The organism is Candidatus Zixiibacteriota bacterium, assembly GCA_040752815.1.
In the GTDB taxonomy this organism is placed as follows: Bacteria; Zixibacteria; MSB-5A5; order GN15; family FEB-12; genus JAGGTI01.
Genome location: JBFMGC010000045.1, coordinates 1 through 24,099 on the forward strand (window position 1 = coordinate 1; position 24,099 = coordinate 24,099).

Annotated in this window: 15 protein-coding genes; 12 read left to right on the plus strand and 3 right to left on the minus strand. The window is 57.6% G+C overall.

All coding sequences use genetic code 11. The annotated features are described in order from the left end of the window. Positions 1-537: 537 nt before the first annotated feature. The 4 genes from AB1772_10430 to AB1772_10445 all read left to right on the plus strand — a co-directional run bounded on the left by AB1772_10430 (position 538) and on the right by AB1772_10445 (position 6,884). Positions 538-1,389: a T9SS type A sorting domain-containing protein gene (locus AB1772_10430; protein MEW5796761.1), complete on the plus strand. Its 852-nt coding sequence runs from the start codon at positions 538-540 to the stop codon at positions 1,387-1,389. Positions 1,390-1,827: 438 nt separating this feature from the next. After that, a complete protein-coding gene (locus AB1772_10435; protein MEW5796762.1) occupies positions 1,828-4,008 on the plus strand; it encodes a beta-galactosidase in 2,181 nt (726 codons plus the stop codon). Between the two features lie 29 nt (positions 4,009-4,037). Beyond that, complete coding sequence (gene ggt, locus AB1772_10440; GenBank protein MEW5796763.1) at positions 4,038-5,765, plus strand: gamma-glutamyltransferase; 1,728 nt, start codon at positions 4,038-4,040, stop codon at positions 5,763-5,765. 243 nt (positions 5,766-6,008) lie between these two features. Then, positions 6,009-6,884 (plus strand): DNA adenine methylase, encoded by an 876-nt coding sequence (locus AB1772_10445; protein ID MEW5796764.1) that lies wholly within the window; start codon positions 6,009-6,011, stop codon positions 6,882-6,884. Here AB1772_10445 and AB1772_10450 read toward each other — a convergent pair. After that, positions 6,834-7,766 carry a NotI family restriction endonuclease gene (locus AB1772_10450; GenBank protein MEW5796765.1) on the minus strand — a complete coding sequence of 311 codons (933 nt, stop codon included), beginning with the start codon at positions 7,764-7,766 and terminating at the stop codon, positions 6,834-6,836. The genes AB1772_10445 and AB1772_10450 overlap by 51 nt on opposite strands. 117 nt (positions 7,767-7,883) lie before the next feature. Between AB1772_10450 and AB1772_10455 the strand changes: the two genes are divergently transcribed. The 3 genes from AB1772_10455 to AB1772_10465 all read left to right on the plus strand — a co-directional run bounded on the left by AB1772_10455 (position 7,884) and on the right by AB1772_10465 (position 11,736). After that, a complete protein-coding gene (locus tag AB1772_10455) occupies positions 7,884-10,073 on the plus strand; it encodes a UvrD-helicase domain-containing protein (protein MEW5796766.1) in 2,190 nt (729 codons plus the stop codon). A 152-nt stretch (positions 10,074-10,225) separates the two neighbouring features. Beyond that, a complete protein-coding gene (locus AB1772_10460) occupies positions 10,226-10,633 on the plus strand; it encodes a hypothetical protein (GenBank protein MEW5796767.1) in 408 nt (135 codons plus the stop codon). A gap of 338 nt (positions 10,634-10,971) precedes the next feature. Beyond that, positions 10,972-11,736: a hypothetical protein gene (locus AB1772_10465; protein ID MEW5796768.1), complete on the plus strand. Its 765-nt coding sequence runs from the start codon at positions 10,972-10,974 to the stop codon at positions 11,734-11,736. Positions 11,737-12,082: 346 nt separating this feature from the next. On the opposite strand, the gene pruA is transcribed toward AB1772_10465, so the two are convergent. Then, on the minus strand, positions 12,083-13,702 hold the full coding sequence (gene pruA / locus AB1772_10470) for an L-glutamate gamma-semialdehyde dehydrogenase (protein ID MEW5796769.1): 1,620 nt from the start codon (positions 13,700-13,702) through the stop codon (positions 12,083-12,085). A gap of 339 nt (positions 13,703-14,041) precedes the next feature. Between pruA and AB1772_10475 the strand changes: the two genes are divergently transcribed. The 5 genes from AB1772_10475 (at position 14,042) to AB1772_10495 (ending at position 22,527) form a co-directional block, all read left to right on the plus strand. Further along, positions 14,042-15,370, plus strand: a complete 1,329-nt coding sequence (locus AB1772_10475; GenBank protein ID MEW5796770.1) for a HAMP domain-containing sensor histidine kinase — start codon at positions 14,042-14,044, stop codon at positions 15,368-15,370. A gap of 3 nt (positions 15,371-15,373) precedes the next feature. Beyond that, positions 15,374-16,702, plus strand: coding sequence for a sigma-54 dependent transcriptional regulator (locus AB1772_10480; GenBank protein MEW5796771.1), 1,329 nt, complete (start codon positions 15,374-15,376; stop codon positions 16,700-16,702). 235 nt (positions 16,703-16,937) lie between these two features. Continuing rightward, the gene (locus AB1772_10485) at positions 16,938-17,987 is read left to right on the plus strand and encodes a hypothetical protein (protein ID MEW5796772.1); all 1,050 of its coding nucleotides are present in this window, start codon (positions 16,938-16,940) and stop codon (positions 17,985-17,987) included. Between the two features lie 16 nt (positions 17,988-18,003). Continuing rightward, positions 18,004-19,290, plus strand: a complete 1,287-nt coding sequence (locus AB1772_10490; GenBank protein ID MEW5796773.1) for a hypothetical protein — start codon at positions 18,004-18,006, stop codon at positions 19,288-19,290. 669 nt (positions 19,291-19,959) lie between these two features. Continuing rightward, positions 19,960-22,527: a T9SS type A sorting domain-containing protein gene (locus tag AB1772_10495; GenBank protein MEW5796774.1), complete on the plus strand. Its 2,568-nt coding sequence runs from the start codon at positions 19,960-19,962 to the stop codon at positions 22,525-22,527. A 525-nt stretch (positions 22,528-23,052) separates the two neighbouring features. Here the strand turns inward: AB1772_10495 and AB1772_10500 are convergent. Then, a complete protein-coding gene (locus tag AB1772_10500) occupies positions 23,053-23,808 on the minus strand; it encodes a GDSL-type esterase/lipase family protein (protein MEW5796775.1) in 756 nt (251 codons plus the stop codon). Between the last annotated feature and the right edge of the window lie 291 nt (positions 23,809-24,099).

The following is a 24,099-nucleotide window of genomic DNA, read 5'->3' on the forward strand; positions in this document are numbered from 1 at the left end:
CCTGTTCATAACGGGTCAGTCGCTCGGCCTGCCGAATTGCCTGTAGACCGAACGGATTCTTGAGAAGCCCCGGGCTTCTCTGGATCAAGCGATGCGGCCACCCCCAAAGGGGTGGCCGCTTTGTTTTACCGCACACTCAGCGGCGCAGAAACTGCTCCGGCTGGTTAGTCCCCTTAGCGCACTGAGCTGTTACAGGAACATCCCCGTTCGCTTTGCGCCAAAGTGGATACGTATGCTCCCTCGCAGGCAGGTCGCCCGCCGGGGGGTGTCATGGTGAGCGGCCAAGCCCTTGACGCCCATGGCGAAACCGGGGAGGGTTAAAGAACAGTCTTCCTTTTTTGCTTGACTTGAAGCTCAATTTTCGATTGACTGGCCGATGCCTGCCGCGTATTTTCGGAGCGGTGGCGAGTATCCACAGGTCAGGCATTAATGCGCGAGTGCGTTGAGTTGTCGGTAAAGTGGACTACGCTAATTGCAACGACACGGAACAGATACTGACAAAGGCGATTTGATAAACTGAATGGAGGCACATTCGAAATGAAGGGTAAGATTCTGGTACTAATAGCCGCAATGATGGCAATGGCCATCACCGCGTCGGCGCAACAGGATCCCAAGGACAACGGAGCGGCAGATTCGGTAATACTCAGTTTTGGCCATCTGCCTGACCTCATGAGTGGTGATTCACTAGTCGTGGTTGAAATCTATGGGTTGTGTGATTCTGCTCTCGCGTCCATAAGCCCGGGATTTCAGTGGAACGTCCCGGAGATGGATCTCGACACCGGGTTTTTCTCCCCCACTGCTGCCGGCGCGTTCAACCTGACACAACTGGTGTACTATAGAAACAACAAAGACTCGTCCAACAATGCGCTGAAGTTTCAAACCGTGGGTCTGAGGATCTTTGGCCCCGGATTATTGCCGGGGAGGCATCTGTTAGCCACTTTCAGGTTCCATCTGACGGCCGAGGTTGATTCTATCGTGGTGGATAGCTCTTTGTTTAACAAGTTTGCATTCGTGACAGTCGCCAACAATGAGTTCGTGCCGCGCTTTGCAGGGCCGATTGTCTACAAATTGCCTCAGGATGTAGAGCAGATCGAGACCGGCAGTCTGCCGACCAGTTTTGACCTCGCGCAGAACTACCCGAACCCTTTCAACCCCGAAACGACCTTCGAATTCGCTCTGCCCAAAGCGTCACAGGTCGAGCTGGCTATCTTCAATGTGCTGGGCCAGAGAGTGATCACGCTGATTAATGAGAGGCTCGACGCTGGCACCTATCGGGAAACCTGGCGCGGAACATCGGAAAACGGCGGACAGGTAGCATCCGGCATTTACTTCTATCGCCTGACCGCGGGTGACTTTGTTTCGACTCGCAAAATGATGCTATTGAAGTAGCAGAACATGCCATTAGGGATTATGACCCCCGGCCGATAGCCGGGGGTTTTTTTGTTGCTGGTTTGTTCCCTGAACCTTGGCGCAAGGGCTGTCGAAATAGGGCATCGCAGGGTCATTGCGGGCGGAGATGCGCCGCGTCCGAGCGGTCGCATCGTACCGCGGCAATCTCAACATGTTATGTAGGTGCAGGTTGAGATCGCCACGTCCCGTCCGCGAAGCGCGGTCGGGACTCGCGATGACGAATCCGATGTTCTTTCAAAACTCCCGCACCGGTTGGAACGCAAGGCAGGAAATCGAGTCGGCGCCGGGCGCGCAAACTCAATGCATTGATTAACAAAGAGTTACGCGAATTATGTTGACTTAGGGGGCGCCATTGTGTATCCTAATTCTTTGCGCGTGAGAATAATCTATCTAAGTTATTGATATATAAAGGCTTATATGCTTGGTGTAATTGGGAACAGGTTCTCTATTGGCAAAGAGACCTATCCGCCGTTCTCGGCTGAACTGCACTACTTCCGCATCGACAAACGCTACTGGTCAATCTGTTTCGAGCGCATTCGTCGCGCCGGCTTTCGCATTATCTCCACCGCCGTGCCGTGGAATGTCCATCAAGACGTCACCAAGAGTGTCGATTTCTCCGGCTATGACGATCCCCGCAAGGACTTGATCGTATTTCTGGAACTGGCCCGAGAATTCGGTTTCAAAGTAATCCTCCGCCCCGGGCCGATGGTCTGGGGGCAGATCCCGTACGCCGGGTTGCCGCGTACGCTCTTTGGCGACATCAAAGTGTTCGCGCGTGACGCCAAAGGCTCCGAGATCGTGCTTCCGGATGCGTATGGTGTCAAAGGCGGGTACCTCCCGTCGTACCTGCACAACAACTTTCAGTTTCACCTGCGTAATTATTTCAAGGCGTTCATCGAAACAACCAAGAACTACGTGCACCCGCGCGGGCCGGTGTTCATGGTGGAGTTGGACTACGAAACCTCGTTCGGCCGCATGCTCAACCCCGACAGCGCCGATTACAACCAGGACGTAGTGGCGGAATACTACCCTGAGTTCCTGCGCGAGAGATACCAGGATATCAAGAAGCTGAACGCGCTCTATCGCGAGAAGCACGATGACTTCGACACCGTCGAGCCGCCGCGCAAGTTCGACGATCTCGATATGAAAACCTACCCCAAGGCGCTGGACTGGTTCCGTTTCCGTGAATTCATGCTCAACGAGTACCTGAGAGTGCTCGAAGATACTTTTGCGTCGTACACGGTCGAGCCGCTGCTCTTCCGTTCGCTCTATTTTAAGCCGGGCGATTTGCTGCCGGCGTTTAACCTCGTGCCGGAAGATCGCTCGCCGTTTCTGGGGGCGAATATCTTCCCCGAGGGGAGCTACTTCGATCTGGCCAACAAAGCCCGTTTCCTGCGCGCGGAGTACGGTTTCGCGTTCGCTACGTCGTTTTCTTCCGGTGCGGCTGCGGCCGATCCGAAGCGGGAGGAGGAAATCGCTCCGATCGGCTCAAACGTACGTCGCTTCTACATGGCTGCAGGTATCGCCGCGGGTCTCAAAGGCATGAATCACTACATGTTTGTCGATCGTGACTACTGGTACTGCGCACCGCTCAGGCGCGACGGCACGGTCACGGAGGCATACGACGTAGTAAAGAACTTCAATGAGGGGATCGAGACGGTTGAATTCGATGATCTTGCACCGGCGTCGTCAATCGCAATTATCGGACAGCGCCTGCTCTACTGGATGCGTGAGACCGGTTCCAAAAAGGAGTTCGAGTATCTGCCGCGCCTGCTCAACGACACCACCACCGGCTTCTGCCGCGACCTGACACGGCTGCGGCTCGACTACGGCATCCGCGAGAACCGCGACTACGGCACGATGAAGCAGTACCGGACCATCTTTGTGCCGTCGTGCGAGGTCATGGCCGAAAGGGACCAGGAGGCGATTGTCGAGCTGGCCAAGGCCGGTGTCACTATTATCATGTGCGGCCTCATGCCCAGGTACGACGAGGAGTTCCACGAGTGCCAGATACTGGCCAAGCACTTCAGGATTCACACCACCCTGGATCACCGCGTGGCGAGCATCTCGCACAAGGGCGGCGAATTCGTGGCCTCCACCTACGGCACCATTCGCACCACCGATGATCGGGTCCGTAAACTGGCCAAGAGCGACGGAAAGGTTGTGGGTGTCTGCAGCACACGGTTCAAGGGTAATCTGTATTTTCTCACTTTCGACATGGCCTCGGGCGGCGATCACAACAAGCTGGCCTTCGTGGCGTCGATCATGGAAGCCGCCGGCAATAAAGCCTCGGTGTACTGCAGCGATCCATCGGTGAATATCACCGTCCAAATCGGTCCCAAGAAGGGACTGTTGATTGTTGTCGCTCCGCCGCCCGGTGAGCTTTCCGACGGCCTTGAGGCGTCGCACAAGGATGTTATCATACAGGTTGATTTGCGCCAGGCCGGCTTCAGCGCGGCCACTGTCAAGCTGACAAACATCCTGCAGAGCGCAGAAACTGTCGTGCCGATCAAGACGACCGCCAAGGAGCTCAAAACCGGTTTGGTGCTGCCCATACAGTTCCCGGACGGGATGGTCTTCCGCCTGGAGAAGGCCTGATCTGCGCGGATACTTTCGACGAATACGCTATGAAGCGCAGTCTTCACACCGCCACCCATATCGCTGTCGCGGTGATGTATCTTGCCGCGACGCTTCTGATTTGGGCGTGCGACGGAGTCAGTGTCACCCACTATTACACGCGCGGGATGGTCGTGACTGTATCGCCGCCGGCGTCGGAGATCGGCCGCCACGTTATAGAGGGGGGCGGCAACGCTTTTGACGCTGCCGTTGCGGTCGGTTTCGCGCTGGCGGTTACGTATCCACAGGCGGGAAATATCGGCGGGGGCGGATTTGCGACCATCCGCCACGGTGCGAGCGGCGAGATCGCGGTGCTCGATTTCAGGGAGACCGCGCCTGCCGGCGCCACGCGCGAAATGTTTCTCGACAGCACGGGAGAAGTAGTTGAGGGTCGCTCTACTCGCGGCGCCCTGGCGGCCGGAGTGCCCGGCACGGTGGCAGGGCTTTACGCGCTCTGGGAGAAGTACGGCACGATGAAGTGGTCGGATCTGGTGGGAGCGGCGGCTCGTTTGGCCGACACCGGATTCACGGTGGACAGTATCCTTGCGACAGATTTTGTCCGACACCGCGATCGACTGAGCGTATTCGCCACCACGCGGCAATTGTACTTGCCGAACGGAGTTACACCGTCGGCCGGGGGGCGCTGGCAGCAGCCGGAGCTTGCCCATTCCCTGTACGCGATCGCTGAGGAAGGCCCAGCCGCTTTTTACACCGGCGTGATTGCTGACAGCATAGTCAGCTGTATGTCCCAGTACGGCGGGCTTATCTCGTACTCGGATCTGGAGCGGTACCGTCCGGTGTGGCGGGAGCCGTTGCACTACAGGTTTGATTCGCTCGACATCTACAGCGTTCCGCCGCCCAGTTCGGGCGGGGTCATTGTGGGCCAGATACTCAAGCTGCTCGAACCGTTTGAATTCTCAAAGTTCTCGCCCAACTCCCCGGATTACATTCACTTGTTCTGCGAGGCCTCCCGTCTCGCCTTCGCCGACCGCTCCGAGCATCTTGGCGACCCGGCGTTTTTCGACGTTCCCGCGAGTCTGCTTGACTCTGCCTATCTGGATGTACGCCGCGCGCTCATCTCGCGTGATCACGCCAGTGCGTCGGAAGATATCGGAGCGGGCAATCCGCGGAAGTATGAATCCGGGCAGACCACCCACTATTCGATTTGCGACAGTGAAGGCAACATGGTGGCGGTGACGACGACCATCAATGAGAGTTTCGGTTCCGGTCTGGTGGTGGTGGGGGGCGGTTTTCTGCTCAATAACGAGATGGATGACTTTGCCATCAAGCCCGGCTATGCCAATGTCTACGGATTGGTGGGCAACGAGGCCAACGCCGTCGCCCCGGGCAAGCGGATGCTTTCGTCGATGTCGCCAACGCTGGTTATGAGGAACGACCGTCCCTTTTTGATTCTGGGCTCGCCGGGTGGCTCGAAGATCATCACCACGGTGGCCCAGGCGATCATTAACTTTACGCGGTTTAATCTACCGCTCAAGGAGACGGTCCGGCGGCCGCGGTTCCACCATCAGTGGCTTCCCGACGAGGTTTATCTCGAACAGGGCGGGTACGACGTGGCCACTATCCAGCGGTTGATCCGCTACGGGCACCAGGTCCGGGAGGGGAGTCCGTACGGGGACCTGAAGGCGATCTATATCGGCCCGACCGGCATGATGACCGGCGTGTCAGACTGGCGCTGCGGCGGCCTGGCCGCCGGCTGTAAAGAGCCGATAGTGAAATGACCCGTGGGACGGCTTGCGCCGCCCCGCTTCTGCTGTATATTCCCTCGCGCTGTGAGTAATAGACTTCTTGACGACCTCAACGACCGCCAGCGCGAGGCGGTTACTTTGACAGGTGCAACACGGAGCTGCATTTGCGGACGAAAGGTGCTTACGGAGCTCCAAAATAACTCAAAATGTGATTGCGCCCATAATTGCGACAACTATCTTCCTACTTAGAGCGAGCCGTGGTAGTGAAGGGCAAGTATGAAAGTCGTTAACGTATCTTCAGTGCCACAACGGAGTCCATTTCGCTATCCCGGTGGAAAGACGTGGCTTGTACCAGTCATTCGTAATTGGTTACGGGCTCGCGGTAGTGCTGCGATAGAGTTGGTTGAGCCATTTGCGGGCGGAGGAATTGTCAGTCTCACTGCTGTTTGTGAGAATCTTGTCGGAACAGCGACAATGGTGGAGCTTGATTCAGACGTCGCCGCGGTGTGGGGCACTATACTTAACGGAGAGGGTGCTTGGTTGACGCGGCAAATATCACGGCTTTCTATTACGGCTGACACGGTTGAAGGCCTCACCCGTGTTCGCGCCGGAGCGAGTCTAAGGCGAACGGCGTTAGCAACTCTCGTGAGAAACCGGATTAATCGGGGCGGTATCTTGGCACCGGGCGCTGGAAAGGTCAAGAGTGGGGAAAACGGTAAGGGGCTCACAAGTCGATGGTATCCCGAAACGCTGCGCAAGCGGATACTATCAATTATGGAGGTAAGAGATAGGCTTCACTTCATTTATGGGGATGGGATCGAAGTCTTGCGGCAGTATTCGAAGCTTCGAAACAAGATGTTTTTTATTGATCCTCCTTATACTGTAGCGGGACGCAGATTGTACACGCACTCAGAGATAGACCATAACTATCTGTTCGACTTAGCGGACAATCTATCAGGCGATTTCCTTATGACGTACGACAATTGTAGCAGGATTCTGCGGAGAGCGAGGAATCATGGATTTGAGGTCGAAGAGATACCCATGAAGAGTACTCATCATTCGACTAAAATCGAACTACTTATCGGACGTGATTTGGGATGGTTAAGAGGGGTCAACAAGCTTGGCTCTGATTCTGCGTTCAAACTCATCTAGATTGACAGGTGTGCCACCAGTAAGGCCATCCACGGCTCTCTCCAAAGTGGTAAAGCGGACGAACGCAGGTACTAACTTGGCAGTGCCCTTGGACTCTTCGAATTCTACTACGAACCAGGCTATGTCACAGTTGGAGATATCAGCCACCTCGTCCATCCGCCCGAGTGCTGCAAAGAATCGTGTGTCGACGACTACAACCATTTTCTTTCCCCACCTGCGAAGAGTAGGGACTTTGATCTGCAGTTGAGGCATCAAGCGCTTCGGTCCGCTGCTCCTATAGTCGGGGCGTCTCTTTGCAATAGGAAATGGCAGGCCGGGCCCAGAGTAATCCTGCAGAACGCGAAACTCCTTCCTCATTGACTCACCGGAAAAGTAAACTGCTTGTATCTCCAACGCGCACCAGTCAAAGCTGTGTTCACCCTGGCTGACTAGCACGCAGTCTATCCGCCCCACGCTTTCTCCCGGCACATCTTCTGGATGCCCAGGTTGCTCTAAGAAACCGACTTCGCCGGCTATAGAAGGTCGCTTACGGCGGAGTACAACTTCGCCCACCCACTCAAATATCGTGCCGGATTCGTAGAATCGGTTTGGGCACGTTGCGCGTAGGCTTCCGTCATCGCCAGGTATACGATGGCTCGTCGCTGAGTCTTGGCTTCCTGCATACAACCGCAGCGAGCATACCCCGCCCTCCTTGTTGCACATTCGGGGCTCGCGAAATGGGCACGGCTGTGGCGGGCGCTTGTGCTTGGGGAGACCTTGAAGATTAGCCAACAAGGCAAGCTCTTCAGCCGTCAAACAGTCGGCGAGTCTGCCATACCATTCGCCAATCCCGTATCGGCGGTTTTCATTGTTAGATTTCCTGCCTCGTCGTGGCAATGTCACTCCTAATCCATAATGCCAGCAGTTAGGACTTAATCTGCGTTACAACAGGCAGCAAGTCCACACATTTTTTGGCTACTACTTGTGTGGCTCCCCACGATTGCTATATTCGAAAGCCCTATGAACCGACTTCTTGACGACCTCAACGACCGCCAGCGCGAGGCGGTTACCACTACCGACGGCCCCCTTTTGGTTATCGCCGGCGCCGGCTCCGGCAAGACCCGGGTACTCACGCGACGGCTGGCATATATACTGACTCAGCGGCTTGCCGAGCCGCACCAGGTCATGGCAGTCACTTTTACCAACAAGGCCGCCGGGGAGATGAAAGAACGGGTCACCCGGCTTATGGGTGCCGGAATCGAGCGGATGAACGTCTCGACCTTCCATTCGTTCTGCGTGCGCATCCTGCGCCGTGAGGCCGAACGGATCGGCTACAAGAGCAGCTTCACGATTTTCGACCAGGACGATTCGCTCTCGCTCCTGAAGAAGTGTGTCAAGGAACTCGGCTTCTCGGAAAACCAGTTTCCAGTCAAAGGCCAGTTGCGTAAGATCTCCGACGCCAAGAACAAGCTCACCAGCGCCGAAGAGTACATGCGCTCGGCGTCAGGGTATTTTCAGACCCGTACCGCCGAGCTGTACCTGCTTTATCAGAGCCGCCTCCGCCAGTGCGAGGCGATGGACTTCGACGATCTGCTGTTCAATACTGTCTGGCTTCTGCAAAGCGATCCCACCCTCGCGCGCCGCTACAAGCAGCGGTTTATGTACCTCATGGTTGATGAGTACCAGGATACGAATCACATTCAGTACCTGCTGCTGAAATACCTGCTTGACGAACATCAGAATCTGTGCGTGGTCGGCGATGAGGACCAGTCTATTTACGGCTGGCGCGGCGCCGATATCCGCAACATTCTCGAGTTCGAGCAGGACTTCCCCGGCGCGAAGATTATCAAGCTGGAGCAGAACTACCGCTCCACGCAGGTGATTCTCGATGCCGCCTCGTCGGTAATCAAAAACAACTCCATGCGCAAGGGGAAGACGCTCTGGACCGACTACCACGGCGGCGAGAAACTGGAACTGCTGCGGGTGGATAAGGCCGAGGACGAGGCCATTGCTGTAATCGATCGGGTGACCACCTCGCGAGCGCGGTATGATCTCAAAGACATGGTGGTGCTGTATCGCACCAACGCGCAGTCGCGCGCTTTCGAGGAGGAACTCCGGCGACGGAACATCCCCTACCAGATAGTCGGCGGCGTTTCGTTCTATCAGCGTAAAGAGATCAAGGATCTGGTGGCGTATCTCAAGCTGATCGCCAACCCGTCCGATGATGTCGCGTTCGAGCGGATAATCAACTATCCACGGCGTGGGATAGGCCAGAAGACGATCGATCAGATCAACCAGTTGGCTCGGAGTCAATCGAAGAGCTACTATGAGATCGCCCGCACGCACAGATCCGACGGTGAGCTGTCATCGAAATCAAACCGACTCAGCTCGTTTGTGGAGTTGGTCGAGAAGTATCGCGCTGTCAAGGATACCACGCCGATCGACATTCTGACACAGGATTTGGTTTCAGAAATCGGACTGATTACTCATCTGCTGAGCGAGGATGCGGTGCTCGGCCCGAGCCGGGTCGAGAATATCGAGGCGTTCATTGAGGGCGCGGTGACTTTTGCGCGCGCCAACGGTGAGGCCCACCTTGACAATTACCTGGCCGAGATTTCGCTATACACCGATGTCGATTCCTACAATGAGATCGAAGACAAGCTCACCCTGATGACCATTCACTCGGCCAAAGGTCTGGAATACGCGACGGTATTTTTGGTCGGGCTGGAGGAGGGTCTCTTCCCGCTGCAGCGTACCCTGACCGAGCCGGCGGAGCTTGAAGAGGAACGTCGCCTGTTCTATGTCGGCGCCACGCGGGCGCGACACAAGCTGTTTTTGTCCAGCGCGGCCAGCCGGTTCAGGTTCGGTGAAGTGATATCGGCGCCGTCGCGGTTTATCGACGAGATTCCTAAAGATTTGATCGACGTGTACGATCTTCGCAGCTACCGCCCCGCCACCGTGAATGGGGGCGTACCCTTGTCGACCAATGGATTCACTCGTACCGCCGCACCGAGAACGGGTGTGCACTATGAGTATGAAGGCGACGAGGTGATGCGGCCGGGTCGATTGGTGGAGCACCCGACATTCGGGCGTGGGAAGATCGTCAAGTCTGAGGGTTTCGGCGACTCGCTACGCCTTGAGATTATGTTTAGCGGCCTGGGGGCCAAGAAGATCATGGCCAAATACGCCCGCTTGAAAGTGGTGGGGTAGAGGGAGTATCCGCACCCCTCGCCGGCCTGCCGCTGATCGTGGAACATAGATAGAACCTGTCAGGCAACCGGCCGCGACTGGGCCTGACGGAACAATCCATGTCGGGATTCGTCCACCGGGGGCGGACCCTGACTTATTTGAGGAGAATCGCCATGCGCAAGCTTGTTTCGCTCGTCTGCGTGGTAGTAGCGCCATTGATCTCGCCGGTCGATCTGTCGGCCGGTGTGATCCCCACACTCGAGTCAAAGTCGGGACAGATCGGCTTTTATCCGATTTCCAACCAGGTATCGTTATACCAAAACTACGATGACACCGGTCAGGACCGTGGCCGCACCCTGCAGGTGATCGCGATCAACGCGTTCAGGGTCTGGACCGATTTCAGTTTCGAGTTTACGGCCGATTTCAACTCCCATTTCGCTGCTGGACTGTCGCGGGATCATTACATGGAGCTGTCGATAGTCAAGCCGATAACGCCGTTCGTGAGCCTGAATGTACAGAGGGTAATCTCCACATTTGAGCCTGAGCCGGTAAACCAGTTCGGGGTGCGGTTGGTGTTTTGATGGACGTTCCTCGTGGGCGGCAGACCTCCCGGTCTGCCCCTTCCAGAATTACCAAATAATAGTTGTTGCGGTTCTACAGTAGCCGGACCCCCTTTACAGCGGGTCGTTCCTTCGGAACTTTGCTCGCCCGGGACGGTACAAGAAACATCACGGCCCAGGGTGGCCGTCGTATATAGATCGTATTACTTCATTTTTGCTTATTGCCCGACTTCGAGGCCGACGTAACAACTTTGCTATCGAACAAACGCCGCTGAAATTCGACTGATCGACTCGAATATCGAGCCGTGTCGAAGTCGGCGGATCATAATTCAGTGAACCGAAAACCACTGGAGGTTTCTATGTTCAAGGTAGCCCCGGTTGTGGCGTTCGCCGCGCTATCCGGCACACTCCTGTTCGGATGCGGAGGCGATACCGGCAGTCCGACGTCGTCGGTTGGCTCCATGTCAGCACTAAACCAGAGCCAATCCCCCCTTAGCCCACCCGAGTTTCCCTCGGATCCCGCCGCTTTCGTAGCTGGAATCACCAATTCTTATCTGGGGTTTGCTCCGGGCAGGGTGTTTCGCTATGAGGCCGACACCGACGAGGGCCACGAGACCATCGTTGTCGAGGTCCTTTCGGAGACCAAGACGATCCTGGGTGTCGCCACTACGGTGGTTCATGACCAGGTGTTTCTCGGCGGGAATTTGATAGAAGACACCTACGACTGGTATGCCCAGGACCAGGACGGCAACGTCTGGTACTTCGGCGAGGACTCCAGGGAGATTTTGGGCGGAGAGGTTGTCAGCACCGAGGGTTCATGGGAAGCGGGTGTGAACAGTGCGACTCCGGGAATTGTCATGCTGGCTGAGCCGCGGATCGGCATGAAGTATCGGCAGGAGTTTGCCGAGGATGTAGCCGAGGACGCCGCCCAGGTGCTCAGTCTCAGTAAGACCGTAACGGTCCCCTTCGGCAGGTTCCAGGGGGCGCTCCAGACTATGGAGTACTCCCCGCTCTCGCCCGGCGCGCGGGAATTCAAGTATTATGCGCCCGGTGTCGGCATGGTTCTCGAGGTCAGTCCGAGTGCTGGGCGCGCGCGTGTCGAGTTAGTGGACGTGCAGGGATAAGCACGACCTCGGTGGCCCACCCGCTCGCGGGTGGGATGAGCATGTCTCACGCAAAAACACAACCTCGGTGGCCCATCCGCTTGAGGATAGGATGAGCATCGCGCCCACGTGAAAACTTCCCGCCGACGCCGCATTTACCGCTACCTGACCTGGCGGAATAGAAAACACGCCCGCCCCAATGCCCCACTAAAACTATTTAGGAGATATTAGTTGGAATGGCACTAGTTCTGTAGGGTGGGGCCGTATCGAACCCGCTATCACCCGGCAGATGCGAATCCCTTGCGGCGGACCGGGCACGTTTATGCGGCAGGGATGGAGCCCTGCCGATCGTTGTTTTTCGATCCCACTACCCCATAAACGGATACCTATAGTCCTTCGGCGGGACGAAGTTCTCTTTGATTGACCGCGGGGAGGTCCAGCGCAGCATGTTCTGGATGCCGCCCGCTTTGTCGTTCGTCCCCGACGCCCGTCCGCCACCGAACGGCTGCTGGCCCACCACCGCGCCGGTCGGTTTGTCGTTGATGTAGAAATTCCCCGCCGCGTTGCGAAGCGTCCGCTCCGCCAGCATGATCGCCTTGCGGTCAGTTGCGAACACCGCGCCGGTCAGCGCGTACGGCGATGTACGATCACACAGGTGCAGCGTCTCGGCGTACTGTGCGTCGTCATAGACATAAATCGTCATCACCGGGCCGAAAATCTCCTCCTGCAGCAGCTTGAAATCAGGATTGGTGGTAACAACCACCGTCGGCTCGATAAAATACCCGCTCGACATATCATACTTTCCGCCGGTCAGGAACTCAGCGTCTTTGGCCTTCGCGGCGAAATCGATATACTCGACAATCGACTTGTACGCCGATTCATCGATCACCGCGTTGAAGAAATTCGTGAAATCCTCCGGATCACCCATCTTGATACTCTTGACCTGCCTGGCCAGCAAATCCTTCACGCGCGGCCAGAGCGATTTCGGAATGTACGCGCGCGAGGCCGCCGAGCATTTCTGGCCTTGATATTCGAACGCGCCACGCGTGATTGCGGTCGCGAGCGATTCCACATCGGCGGTCGGATGCGCCACAATGAAATCCTTGCCGCCGGTCTCGCCGACAATGCGCGGATAGGAACGATACTTTGCGATATTCTCGCCGACCGTTTTCCACATGTTCTGGAACACGCCGGTCGAGCCGGTGAAATGAATGCCGGCGAGATGTTCGTTCTTCAGAATCGTATCGCCGACATCGGCGCCGCGCGCGAAAATCAGGTTGATGACGCCGTCGGGCAGACCGGCCTCGCGCAGGATCTTCATGATGAAATACGACGTGTACACCGCGGTCGACGCCGGTTTCCAGACCGATACGTTGCCGAGCATGGCGGGCGCCGTGGGGAGGTTGCCGTTGATCGAGACAAAATTGAACGGCGTGACGCAGAAGATGAACCCCTCGAGCGGGCGATGATCGGTCCGGTTCCAGACAGTCGGGCTGCTTGCCGGCTGAAATTCGTAAATCTGCTGCATGTAGTACGCGTTGAAGCGCCAGAAATCGGCCAGCTCGCAGACCGCGTCGATCTCCGCCTGAAAAATCGTCTTCGAGTGCGCCAGCATACAGGCAGCATTCGATATGTGACGATACGGCCCGGTGAGTAGATCGGCCGCTTTGAGGAAAATGGCGGCGCGGTGTTCCCACGGCATGTGCGCCCAGGTGATCTGCGCCTCGAGCGCGCTGTCGACCGCCTGTTTGACCTCGGCCTGAGTGACCTGGTAGTAGTAGCCGAGCAGCTGCTTGAAATTGTGCGGGCAGCGGATTTCGATTTTCTTTCCGCCCTTGATTTCCTTGCCGCCGATTATCGACGTTATCTCGATCGGATGCGCTTTCAGCTCGGCGATCGCCTTGACCAGCGCGGCGCGGTCGGCCGAGCCGGGGGCGTAATCACGCACCGGTTCGTTTTTGGGTTCGGGAACGCGAAACAATGACATATCAAACCTCCGTTATCCGGCAGATGAGGACATCTGCCGGGCACGTTTATGAGGGTCCGCCGCGGCGGAAACCCGCCATCAATTACGCAATGATACGAGGTTGCGGTCACGAGGGCAAGTAGGTCGAGTTGATGTGGGTGGCAGCCTCTCCCGGTCTGCCACCGATAAGCTGCGAGGGGCGGGCAGACGAGGACCCCGGATCAAATCCGGGGCAGGGTCTACCGCGCACACAACGCGAGGCATTGGCGCACTACGAAACAGGCCGACCACGCCGCAAACGAAAAGCTACCTGGTCACCTCTTTTGTTGATTCCCGCCGCCCGGACCGAATCTTTGGCCCATGACTTACTCAACCGGTAAGTTCATTCTCATAGCGCTCTTCACAGTCCTCCTGATTGTGCTGGTCAATCTGGTCTGGTGGGTTAACTACCAGCGCACTGAGCAGATGCTGGAGGACCAGCTCGGGCGTCGGCTGGCGGCGGTGGCCTCAGGGGCGAGCATCAGCTTCCCGCCCGAACAGGTGGACAGCCTGTGCTACGGCAGTCTCGACGCCTATTTCCGCGCGCTCTCGGTCATGGAACAGGTGCGGCAGTCAGATTCGCTCTCCGAGGTGTTCATTCTCGATGAAGACTATTACTACCTTGCTACGACTTCGCTCGAATCAGATTCAACCTACTTCCTCTCCGAGATCCACGCCGGCCGTATCGACTCGGTCCTGTTCGGCCTCACCGCCGGCGTTTGCCTGACCCCCACCTATCGCAGCGGAGATCTCTATCTGAAATCAGCGTTTGCACCGCTACTCCGCGGCGACAATGTGGTTGTGGCGGTGGTGGGAGTGGAAGCCAGTGTCGACTATTTCGATTCTCTCACCGAGCTTCGCCACAACCTCTATTATGCCTCGGGGTTCTCGCTGTTGGCCGGGCTGGTGCTCGGCCTCATATTCCTCTGGTGGCAGAGGCGAATAAACGCCGCCGAGCAAAAGCTCTTTCTCGGCGAAACCCACGCCCATCTGGGTCGGATGGTGGCGGTGGTCGCACATGAACTTCGCAACCCGCTCATGATCATCCGCGCTTCGGCCGAACGGCTTCAAAAGAAGACGGCCCAAAGCGAGGCCGGTTTTGTCATGGAAGAAGTCGACCGCCTCAACGAGATAGTCACCGGCTATCTCGAGTTCGCCCGCGCGGGCGGCTCGCTTCTCAAATCGGAACAACCGTCGGAAATCAACCTCCACGAACTGGTTGTCGGCGTGCGAAAACATCTCGCCGAGAAATATGCGGGACAGGAGATTACCTGGCTGGGCCAAGATGTGCCGGCAGAACTGTCCATGGTCAGTTACGCCCGTTCTCTGCGGCAGGTGCTTCTCAACCTGCTTTTCAATGGTGTCGAGTCCTGCCTGGCAGCGGGCAGGCGGGTTGCGGTCGGACTTACCGCAAACGAAGACGGCACCTTCGTACAGATGAGCGTGATCGATCGCGGCGGCGGCCTCTCGCGAAAGGAGCAGCGCCGGGTGTTCACGCCGTTCTATACTACGAAGCAGTCCGGGTCAGGTCTGGGCTTGTATTTGAGCCGGACGATTGTCATCGAAATGGGCGGCGAGATCAAACTGAAATCGCAACCGGGACAAGGTACCGAGATCATGATCCGCCTGCCCAAGGCAGCCAGAAAGTAGCGTATGGCAAGCATACTTGTTGTCGACGATGAACCCAAGATGACGTCGCTCATTTGCGGCGCGCTCGAGGACGAAGGGTACCGGGTGACTACGACTGTCGATCCCCATGAAGCGCTCGCCCTGATCGCGAAACATTCCTTTGATTTGGTCATCACCGACCTGGCCATGCCCCAGATATCGGGGATGGAGGTGCTGGACAAGGCGCTCGAGAGGGGGGACTGCGACGTTGTCATGATGACCGCTTACGGCACCGCCGAAACCGCGGTAGCAGCCATGAAGAAAGGGGCCGCCGATTATCTCATCAAGCCGTTTGCGCTTGACGAGCTGGTCATCCTGGTCAAGCGGCTGACCGAGAAGCGGAAAACGGCATCGCTGGCCACTCATTTCCAACAGGCGGCCAGGGCTGAGCTTTCGCGGGAACTGATCGGCTCGTCGCCCGCCGCGTCAAAACTCCGCCGGATGATCGAACAGGTAGCGCCCACCGATGCTACCGTCCTCCTTACCGGCCGCTCCGGCACCGGCAAAGAACTGGCCGCGCGAATGATTCACGATCTTTCCAGCCGGAAGGCGGGGCCGTTTATTGCGGTCAACGCCGCCGCTTTGCCGGAGACCCTGCTGGAATCGGAGCTCTTTGGGCATGAGAAAGGAGCCTTCACCGGGGCTGTATCGCGCAAGCTCGGCCGCTTTGAACTGGCTGATAAAGGGACGATCTTCCTCGACGAAATCGGTGAGATCGCCCTGCCGGTGCAAACCAAGCTGCTTCGAGTGCTCGAAGAGCGCAGGTTGGTCCGGGTCGGAGGAGTGGACATGGTCGATGCCGACGTGCGCGTTATTGTGGCGACCAACAAGAACCTGAAGGACGAAACCCGCGCCGGGCGCTTCCGCGAGGATCTCTACTTTAGGCTTAACGTGTTTCCGATCGAACTGCCGCCCCTGGCGGACCGCGGCGAGGACGTAATCGAACTGGCCGAGCATTTCCTCCGCGAACGGCGGCTGGCCCAGCCCAAACTCGATCCGTCAGTCCGAGAGCTCTTTCTCGCTTACGACTGGCCGGGGAATATCCGCGAACTAAGAAACGTCCTCGAACGGGCAGTGATACTCTCAGGCGGCGGGCCGCTGACTTCGGAACACTTTGCGTTGGAGGCCGACACCGCACCGATAGGCCCGGCACAATCACGGTCATCGGGCGGCGGGCTGGACCAGTCGGAGAGAGATATGATTCTGGCCGCCCTGGACCAGGCAAAAGGGAATAAAACCGAAGCTGCCCGGCTGCTGAAAATCACGCGGCGGCGGCTGTACAGCCGAATGAGGGCGCATGGCCTTGAGACGTAGAACCGCGGCGTGCTCCCAATTGATCGGGAGCACGGACCATGCTCCCGGTGGCACGGCAAGAAAGGCGGCTCATGAGGTATGGGCCGATCGGGTCATCAGATGTACCGTTTCGTACAGCTCAGCTTGGTTAAGAGTGGCAGTGCTGGCGATAATTAGTTGATTAACAAGAACATAGGATGGACGATAGATACGGCACCCGGTTTGTGGCTTCTCTGGCTGAAAAGAGGCGTATAATATGATCAGAAAGCTACTGATATTCACGATAGGCTTGGCGCTATTCGTCTCCATGCCGGACGGGGTGGTGGCACAGGGGGATCCCCAGCAGAACCGGGAGCAGCTCAGATACGAACTCCAGCGCACCGATGATCTCATCGCCCAGGCCCGGATGGCGGTGCAAAGCTCCGGCAATGCCCTGGCCGCTCGAGCGCTCGAACAAGCGGAGCAGTTGCAGAGCGGCGCCCGTCGGGCGTTTGACGGCGGCACCTATCTGCTTTGCATCTCCCTTACCCGCAAAGCCCGCGAACAGGCCAGTCTGGCGATCTCGATCAGCCGTCAGGCCGAACAACTCGAGGGGGTGCTCCAGGGCAGGCTGGAACGGGCGCACGACAACCTGGAGCGGGTCCGCGACGAGCTCCCTACGCCGCTCAATCCGACCATGAGCACGCTGGTCGACCAGGCCCGCTACTACCTGGCCCAGGCGTGGGAGTTTTACCGCCAGGGACGGTTCCTGGCCTGCGCCAAGCTGGTAGAACAGGTGGAGCAGACCATCCGCCGATTGGCCAGCCTGGCCCAACTGGGTGAGCAGGCGGGCGAGAGTTTTCAGTACCGCCTGGAGAATGTCCAGCGCCTTCTGGAATACGCCCGCGAACAGGTGGCCGATTGTGACTCGGAAGCCGGCCGTGAGTTTCTGGGGCAGGCCGAGCGATCGCTGGGACAGGCCCGCGATTTTCACGCTCAAAACCAAATCCGGGCCGCCCTGACCGCCCTGGGCCATGCCCGCGAATCGGCCCGCAAAGCGGCCCGCGAATGCCAGTCCGGCGACCGCCTTCGGCTACGCCACGACCGCCTTAACTCGGAACTGGACCGACTTTGGGAGCAGCTTAGGGCGGCCGGCCCGGGGGCCGGGAGCACGGCGGCCGAAGAACTGCTGCGGCAGGCCTCGGAGCAGCTTCGCCTGGCCGGGCAACATCTGGCGGAGGATCGCATCGAGTCGGCGCAACTGTCCCTTCAGGCGGCCCAAATCGCCCTGCGCCAGGCGCAGCGCTACCTCAGCGGAGAGAGATAGGTAACCGGGAGAATGCTTGCGCACCTTTAGCCTGGCCGCGCTTGTTGCGATGGCGATCGCCGCCGGCTTGCCCGGGAGCACGCTCTCCGGGCCGGGGCTGTCGCTGAAAGCCGGGGTCGGCTATGAGTTCTTCTCCCAGGAGTTTTTTCTGGACAGTCTGGCCCAGGCCGGCGCGGATTCCCTTGAGATAACCACCGCCCTAAAAACGACTTATCTCGATGACCTCAAGGCCCAGGTCCGAATCGGCTATATCCCCTTAGAGGATTACCGGCTCGAACTCGACGGTTTCTACGAACAAACCGAGGACAGCTACCGGCTCCGCGGCTACTGGAATCATCGCCCGGCATTCGGTCCTTTCCGCTTGGATTGGAATTCAGAGGTGGACTGGCGCGACGGCACCCCGGAAGTCGGCGAAGCGGACCCCGGATACCTCACCGGTAGCGGCCGGGTAAAACTGGCTTATCCGGTAACCCTGTCGACCAGCCTGTGGACCCGGGGCAAAGCCGAGTTTGTTCGTTTTGACTCGGTCGAAACGGGAGCATTCAACTATCGTCGGTTCACAGGCGAGATTGGGACCTCTTACACCACGAGCAATTATTCGCTGCTCTCTTTTTCCGGGTTCTTCACGAGAAGACATGTGCCCGATTCGCCTGAGCAGGAATACCAGAGTATCGGCCTCGATGCCTCGTTTCTTGGCTTCTACACGAGCGGTGAGATCGACATACTATCCCGCTATGAGTCAAGGGATTACAATCGCAGTGGCAATCTCGACGATTACGGACGTTGGGATCTCGACCTGCGTAACCGCCATAATCTGAGCCGTCGTTTTTTTGCCCGCGAGGAGATAGAGCTTGAACTAATCGCCTTTGATACAACGAGTTACCTAACCAGCACCTACCGTCGTATCGAAACGTGTGTCATGGCCGGACTGACCGGCGAGTCCGGATCGATCGCCGCCGGGCCACGGCTCGAACTTCTGCGCGAATCCCAGACCGAGTCGTATCTGATTGCGGAGGATTACACTGAATACGGTATCAAGGCGCAGTTTGATTTCATCCGCCCAAGCCAAGTCTTTGGGTCGCTTGAGACTGTGGCTGGTGTCCGGGATCGGCGCGAGGTAGGGACCGACCAAACCTCCTATTCCGATTTCGTTTTCGAACGGCTGAGTCTGCTGGGCGACTGGACCCCGGCTAATGGTTTGAGCCTCAACGTGCTCCTCTCGGTCGACTGGGAGTGGCACGACAACCCCGACCAAAACAGCCGCCTGGTTCTTTTGACAAGCAATCTGGTTTACGCCTTTTGAGCCGTAGGTCGGGACTTTCGCGTCTGTCCGCCGTGACGGGGTCCCCGACACCGGGCGATGGCAGAACCGCCGGCTGCTCGCTTCCGCGAGCGGCCCATGGGTTCTGCCCTACCAGTGTCCGGAGGCGCTGCCGCGCACGAGCCAGCGAACCGGGCAGACCAGGAGGTCTGCCGCGCACACGCCCCAGTTCTTATTACTACAAGCTGTAGTATTTCGACTTTTCGCTAGAAAACTCAAAAAAAGTCTTGACAAAACAGGGGGTACTGCTTATCATGGAGCCGTCTAGGGAAATAGTTGTGTGATGAACGCTTCTGTTTTGAGTCCCCAGCACCTTCGGTAACGTTAAGTTAAACTTAAGGTTGCCAGTACTCAAGCCCGTAACCAGATCGTTTCAGAAAATTACGAAGCTGTCAAGGGTGTTTTGTACCCATTGCGGTTTTGCTAATTCTATACGTCTTTCTCTGAACCAGTTCCAGAGAGATTGAGCGGGGGCCGGGGATCACGAGTTTGTGGGTCCGTCTGGAATCTCGCCACTCTACTTGGAAAGGGTCAATGCCGAGTCCCGATGGCATCGGGTATTCGGTCATCATTGGCGATTGCGCACTTTGCATCATGTGCGAGGCAATTGCCGGTAACTCTAAGTTTAGTTGAGTACTAAAGGAGCATTAAATGATGCATAAAAGAACGCTTCATTCTTTGCTGATAGTCTCCTTTATAGTGGCACTTTCGTCAACATTGTTGGCCGCCGACGCGGTCATTGTCCAGGACAAGCCGGGACTTCTGCGCTGCGTCGACCAGTCAGCCACGGTTACAGCCAATATCGATGCGCCGATTAGCGCTCTCGAGGTTGTGCTGCAAGCAACCAACAATACGGTTATCGAAAACGTAACGGTCACCTGGAATCTGCCGGCCGGTGTTCTGACCGATCGGTTCATCGACCTGACCCAGTATCCGTTGATCCGTTTTGCCGCTATAAACACCAGTGGTGACCCGAGTGAAGATTATGGCGCCGGCACCGGTCGTGCTGTCGCTACGATCAACTTCCGCACGAAGAACGTTTGCTCGGGCACGGTTGACATTGAAGGAGCCATCTGGCCCAGCGCCCCGCCCTTTGGTGTCATTCAGACCCAGTTTGTCGATGCCGGCACCGGCGACATTCGGTTAGCCGCAGTCACTTCCGGCACGATCAGCGTTGCCAACGACGATCCGACAGTCGGCGACATCACCGGCGGTCCGTTTACCATTCTCCATGGCACCCTCTTCCAGAGGACTCTGACCGCGACTGATGACGATGTGGCCAATGGCTGCGAAACCCTGACTTTCTTCCTACAGCAGGGTCCCGCGGGCATGACTGTTGTCGGCAATACCCTGAGCTGGACGCCGACCGGCGCCCAGGTTTGCCAGTACGACGGTGACATTATTGTCGGTGTCCGCGACAACTGCCAGGCCCAGGATCTATCTGCGCCTTTCAGAATCTGCGTGACCAACAACCCGCCGGCGTTTACCGACGTTCCGGCTGCTACGAACGAGATCAACTACGGGCAGACCTTCTCGTATGACATCGATGCCGTAGATCCCGATCCGGGTCCGTATGGTCCGTTCTACAATCTGGTTGGCTGGAGCTATCCTCAGACCCCACCGACTGTTGACGCCAACACCGGTGAGCTCGTTTGGGATACCGGCCTGGATCTGCCGTTTGGCGGCGTGTTCAATATCTCTGTTGCAGTGAATGACGGTGCTGCGATTTGCGAATGCGCCCCGAACAACGCCGACACGGTGACCTTCCAGGTCACGGTCTACCTGCTCCAGGTTCACATTGCCAAGGCCGAAAGGGTCTTCATTGGCCAGCCTGTGGTAGTGCCGGTCACGATCTCCGATATCAGCTTCTTTAATGCTGAGATCGGCGGTTTTGACATTCTGATCCAGTATGACAATTCCGCCATGATTCTGCAGTTCGCCGACGAAGGCTCCTTCCTCACCGACTGTGAGTGGGAGTACTTCACCTATCGGTTCGGCCCGTATGGTAACTGCGGTCCGGGCGCCTGCCCGAGCGGTGTTGTGAGAGTGGTCGCCCTGGGCGAGACCACCGGCGGAAACCTGGCCCATCACCCGACCTGCTGGTCGGTCGAGCCGGGTATGGAGCTGTTTTCACTGCACTTCCTGGTTTCTAACGACGCCAATCTGGAGTGCCAGTTCGCTCCCATCCGCTTCATCTGGTACGACTGTGCCGACAACGGTCTCTCCAGCCGCGACGGTGCGATCTTCTACATGTCTGAATACGTGTGGGATTTCGCCGGCTTCGATCCGGGTGGAGACCCGATCTTCACCGATATCACCGGCCTGGATCAGACCATGCCGACTCTGACCGGTGCGCCGTCTCCGGAATGCGACGTTTTCACGCAGAAGGGTCGTCCGTGGCGCCTGGTTCACTTCCGCAACGGCGGTCTTGACCTCATCTGCGCCGACTCGATCGACGCGGTGGGTGATATCAACCTCAACAGCATCGCGTACGAAATTGCCGACGCGGTCATGTTCACCAACTACTTCATCAACGGGTTGGCGGCTTTCGGTACCCACGTTGAGGGTTCGATTGCGGCCTCCGATACCAACAAAGACGGTATCACCCTGTCGGTGGCGGACCTGGTTTACCTGATCCGTGTAATCGTCGGCGACGCTCTGCCGTATGACAAGATCTCGCCGGTTGCGGCCAGAATCACCTACGGCGGCGGCATCTTCAGTGTCGATCGGCCGATGGGCGCGGGCTACATTGTCGTCTCCGGCGACGTTACCCCGACCCTGCTGGCAGGCAACATGGAGATGGTGTACGGCTACAATGGTGAGAACACCAATATCCTGGTGTGGAGCCGTGAGGGCAACAGCTTCTCCGGCACCTTCCTGCGTGTTGACGGCCAGGTCGTCAAGACCGAATTCGCTACCGATATGGGTCAGCCCGTGGTGGCGAAGGTTGTACCGGCCGACTTCTCGCTGAGCCAGAACTACCCGAACCCGTTCAACCCGAGCACCAAGATCGACATTGCGATCCCGGGCATCGGTGTTGAGTGGAAACTGAACATTTACAACATCACGGGTCAGCTCGTGGAGAGCTTCTCCGGTGTTGCCAATGACGAGTTCCAGACGGTGATTTGGGATGCTTCTGACGTGTCCTCGGGTGTCTACTTCTACAAGCTGACAGCCGGGAACTTCAGCGACACCAAGAAGGCAGTGTTCCTGAAGTAAGGAATATCGTCTTCGAGGTTGGCTGACAAGCCAATATGGAAGAGCCCCGTCCGCCTTGGCGGACCGGGGCTCTTCTTTTTTTGAATCAGGCGTGGGGAGACCGTGTTTCGATCATCGTCCTGGAGGCGGCTGTTGAAAACGCCCATCGTAGGGCCATTGCGAGCAGAGATGCGCCGCGTCTAAGCGGTCGCATCGTAGCGCGGCAATCTCAGCACGGAGTGCCTTCCCAACTAATGACTCCTAATCGTGGGCGGCAGACCTCCCGGTCTGCCGCATCCAGATCCTTCTTCGATACACGGGCAGACGAGGACCCCGGATCAAGTCCGGGGCAGGCTCTGCCGCGCACGGAATCAGCAAATATTAGTTGTTGGGGCACTAGATAGTTGCAGGAGAGATCGCCACGTCCCGTCCGCGAAGCGCGGTCGGGACTGGCGATGACGTACCCGATGGTCTTTCAACACTCCCCGAGGCGGCGGCATTGCGTGTAACACGCTGATCTCTACGTGCACTGTGGGCCACGTCCGGTCAGTGCATGGTGGCGCGGAATGCCTCCGCCATTTTGGCGTAGCCGATAGCGTTGGGATGGATGGCGTCGCGGGCCATGTCGTCCGGGAGAAAACCGTCGAGATCCGATGTAACCGCGTAATAGTCGACCACTTTGAAGCCGTGCTGCCGGGCAAACTCTCTGGCGCGAGCGTTGAACCGACGGGTCTCTTCGTTCATGCTGTAGCCGGGGTACTCCTCGCCGCGGCGAGTCACCGGAATGATCGTGGCCACAATCGGCTCGATACCGCGCGCCCTAGCGGTCAGTGCCATCGTTTCGAATTCGTCCCAGATCATTCGGCTGTCGACATTAGGACTGAAGTTGCCTGCGCAAATCTTGATTACTACTCTCCCCGGCTGAAGTTGGAGCACGTCCGACGAGAACCGCGCCAGGAGCTGGGTGCTCGACTGAGCGCCGACACCACGATTGATGAACTTGTGGCCCGGAACCAGACTGTCGGCGTTGAAGCCTTTGGTGATCGACGCACCGTAGAGGACGCACATCTGTTTGCGCTCTTCAGGCGTGGTCGACGCGAGCAGTTCACGGTTTTGCTCGGCATAGACACTTAGTCCGGCATAGTCGGCTGTGAGGTCGCGGTTTTTGCGGGTAAGATCTTCGATGATCTTGTGCAGCATCCGGGTCTCGTCGCGCAGCTTAATGGCCTTATAAAGCAAATAGCCGCCGGCGATATTGCCGACAAAAAGAACACCCAGTACCAGTATCCAAATCGGTTTCATCGTGTCTCCGTCAATTGGAGTTTAGCGCCATTCGCATCCGATAGCGTCGCCGAGCAGGAAAGTCAACTGTTTTTGAAACGCCCGCGGGCCGACTTGGTTCGACGGAAGAATCGCCGCCAGGTGCGCCAGGTCCCTAGGGGCATACCTTGAGCGGCAGACCTCCCGAGGCTGTCCCATAGGTTGATTTGGGACGGCCTCGTGTGCTACGAGTGTGTTGTCCTGACACCAAAGCACCCGGGATCTCGCCAAATCGTCTCCAAGAACGTCTGGATGAGCCTTGTCAACCCCAAA

Bases quoted from the DNA above. Each gene is read 5' to 3' on its own strand.
- AB1772_10495 (MEW5796774.1), top strand. From the start codon at position 19,960: ATGATGCATAAAAGAACGCTTCATTCTTTGCTGATAGTCTCCTTTATA.
- AB1772_10500 (MEW5796775.1), bottom strand. From the start codon at position 23,808: ATGAAACCGATTTGGATACTGGTACTGGGTGTTCTTTTTGTCGGCAAT.
- AB1772_10435 (MEW5796762.1), top strand. From the start codon at position 1,828: ATGCTTGGTGTAATTGGGAACAGGTTCTCTATTGGCAAAGAGACCTAT.
- AB1772_10480 (MEW5796771.1), top strand. From the start codon at position 15,374: ATGGCAAGCATACTTGTTGTCGACGATGAACCCAAGATGACGTCGCTC.
- ggt (MEW5796763.1), top strand. From the start codon at position 4,038: ATGAAGCGCAGTCTTCACACCGCCACCCATATCGCTGTCGCGGTGATG.
- AB1772_10475 (MEW5796770.1), top strand. From the start codon at position 14,042: ATGACTTACTCAACCGGTAAGTTCATTCTCATAGCGCTCTTCACAGTC.
- AB1772_10430 (MEW5796761.1), top strand. From the start codon at position 538: ATGAAGGGTAAGATTCTGGTACTAATAGCCGCAATGATGGCAATGGCC.
- AB1772_10460 (MEW5796767.1), top strand. From the start codon at position 10,226: ATGCGCAAGCTTGTTTCGCTCGTCTGCGTGGTAGTAGCGCCATTGATC.
- AB1772_10455 (MEW5796766.1), top strand. From the start codon at position 7,884: ATGAACCGACTTCTTGACGACCTCAACGACCGCCAGCGCGAGGCGGTT.
- AB1772_10445 (MEW5796764.1), top strand. From the start codon at position 6,009: ATGAAAGTCGTTAACGTATCTTCAGTGCCACAACGGAGTCCATTTCGC.
- pruA (MEW5796769.1), bottom strand. From the start codon at position 13,702: ATGTCATTGTTTCGCGTTCCCGAACCCAAAAACGAACCGGTGCGTGAT.
- AB1772_10485 (MEW5796772.1), top strand. From the start codon at position 16,938: ATGATCAGAAAGCTACTGATATTCACGATAGGCTTGGCGCTATTCGTC.
- AB1772_10465 (MEW5796768.1), top strand. From the start codon at position 10,972: ATGTTCAAGGTAGCCCCGGTTGTGGCGTTCGCCGCGCTATCCGGCACA.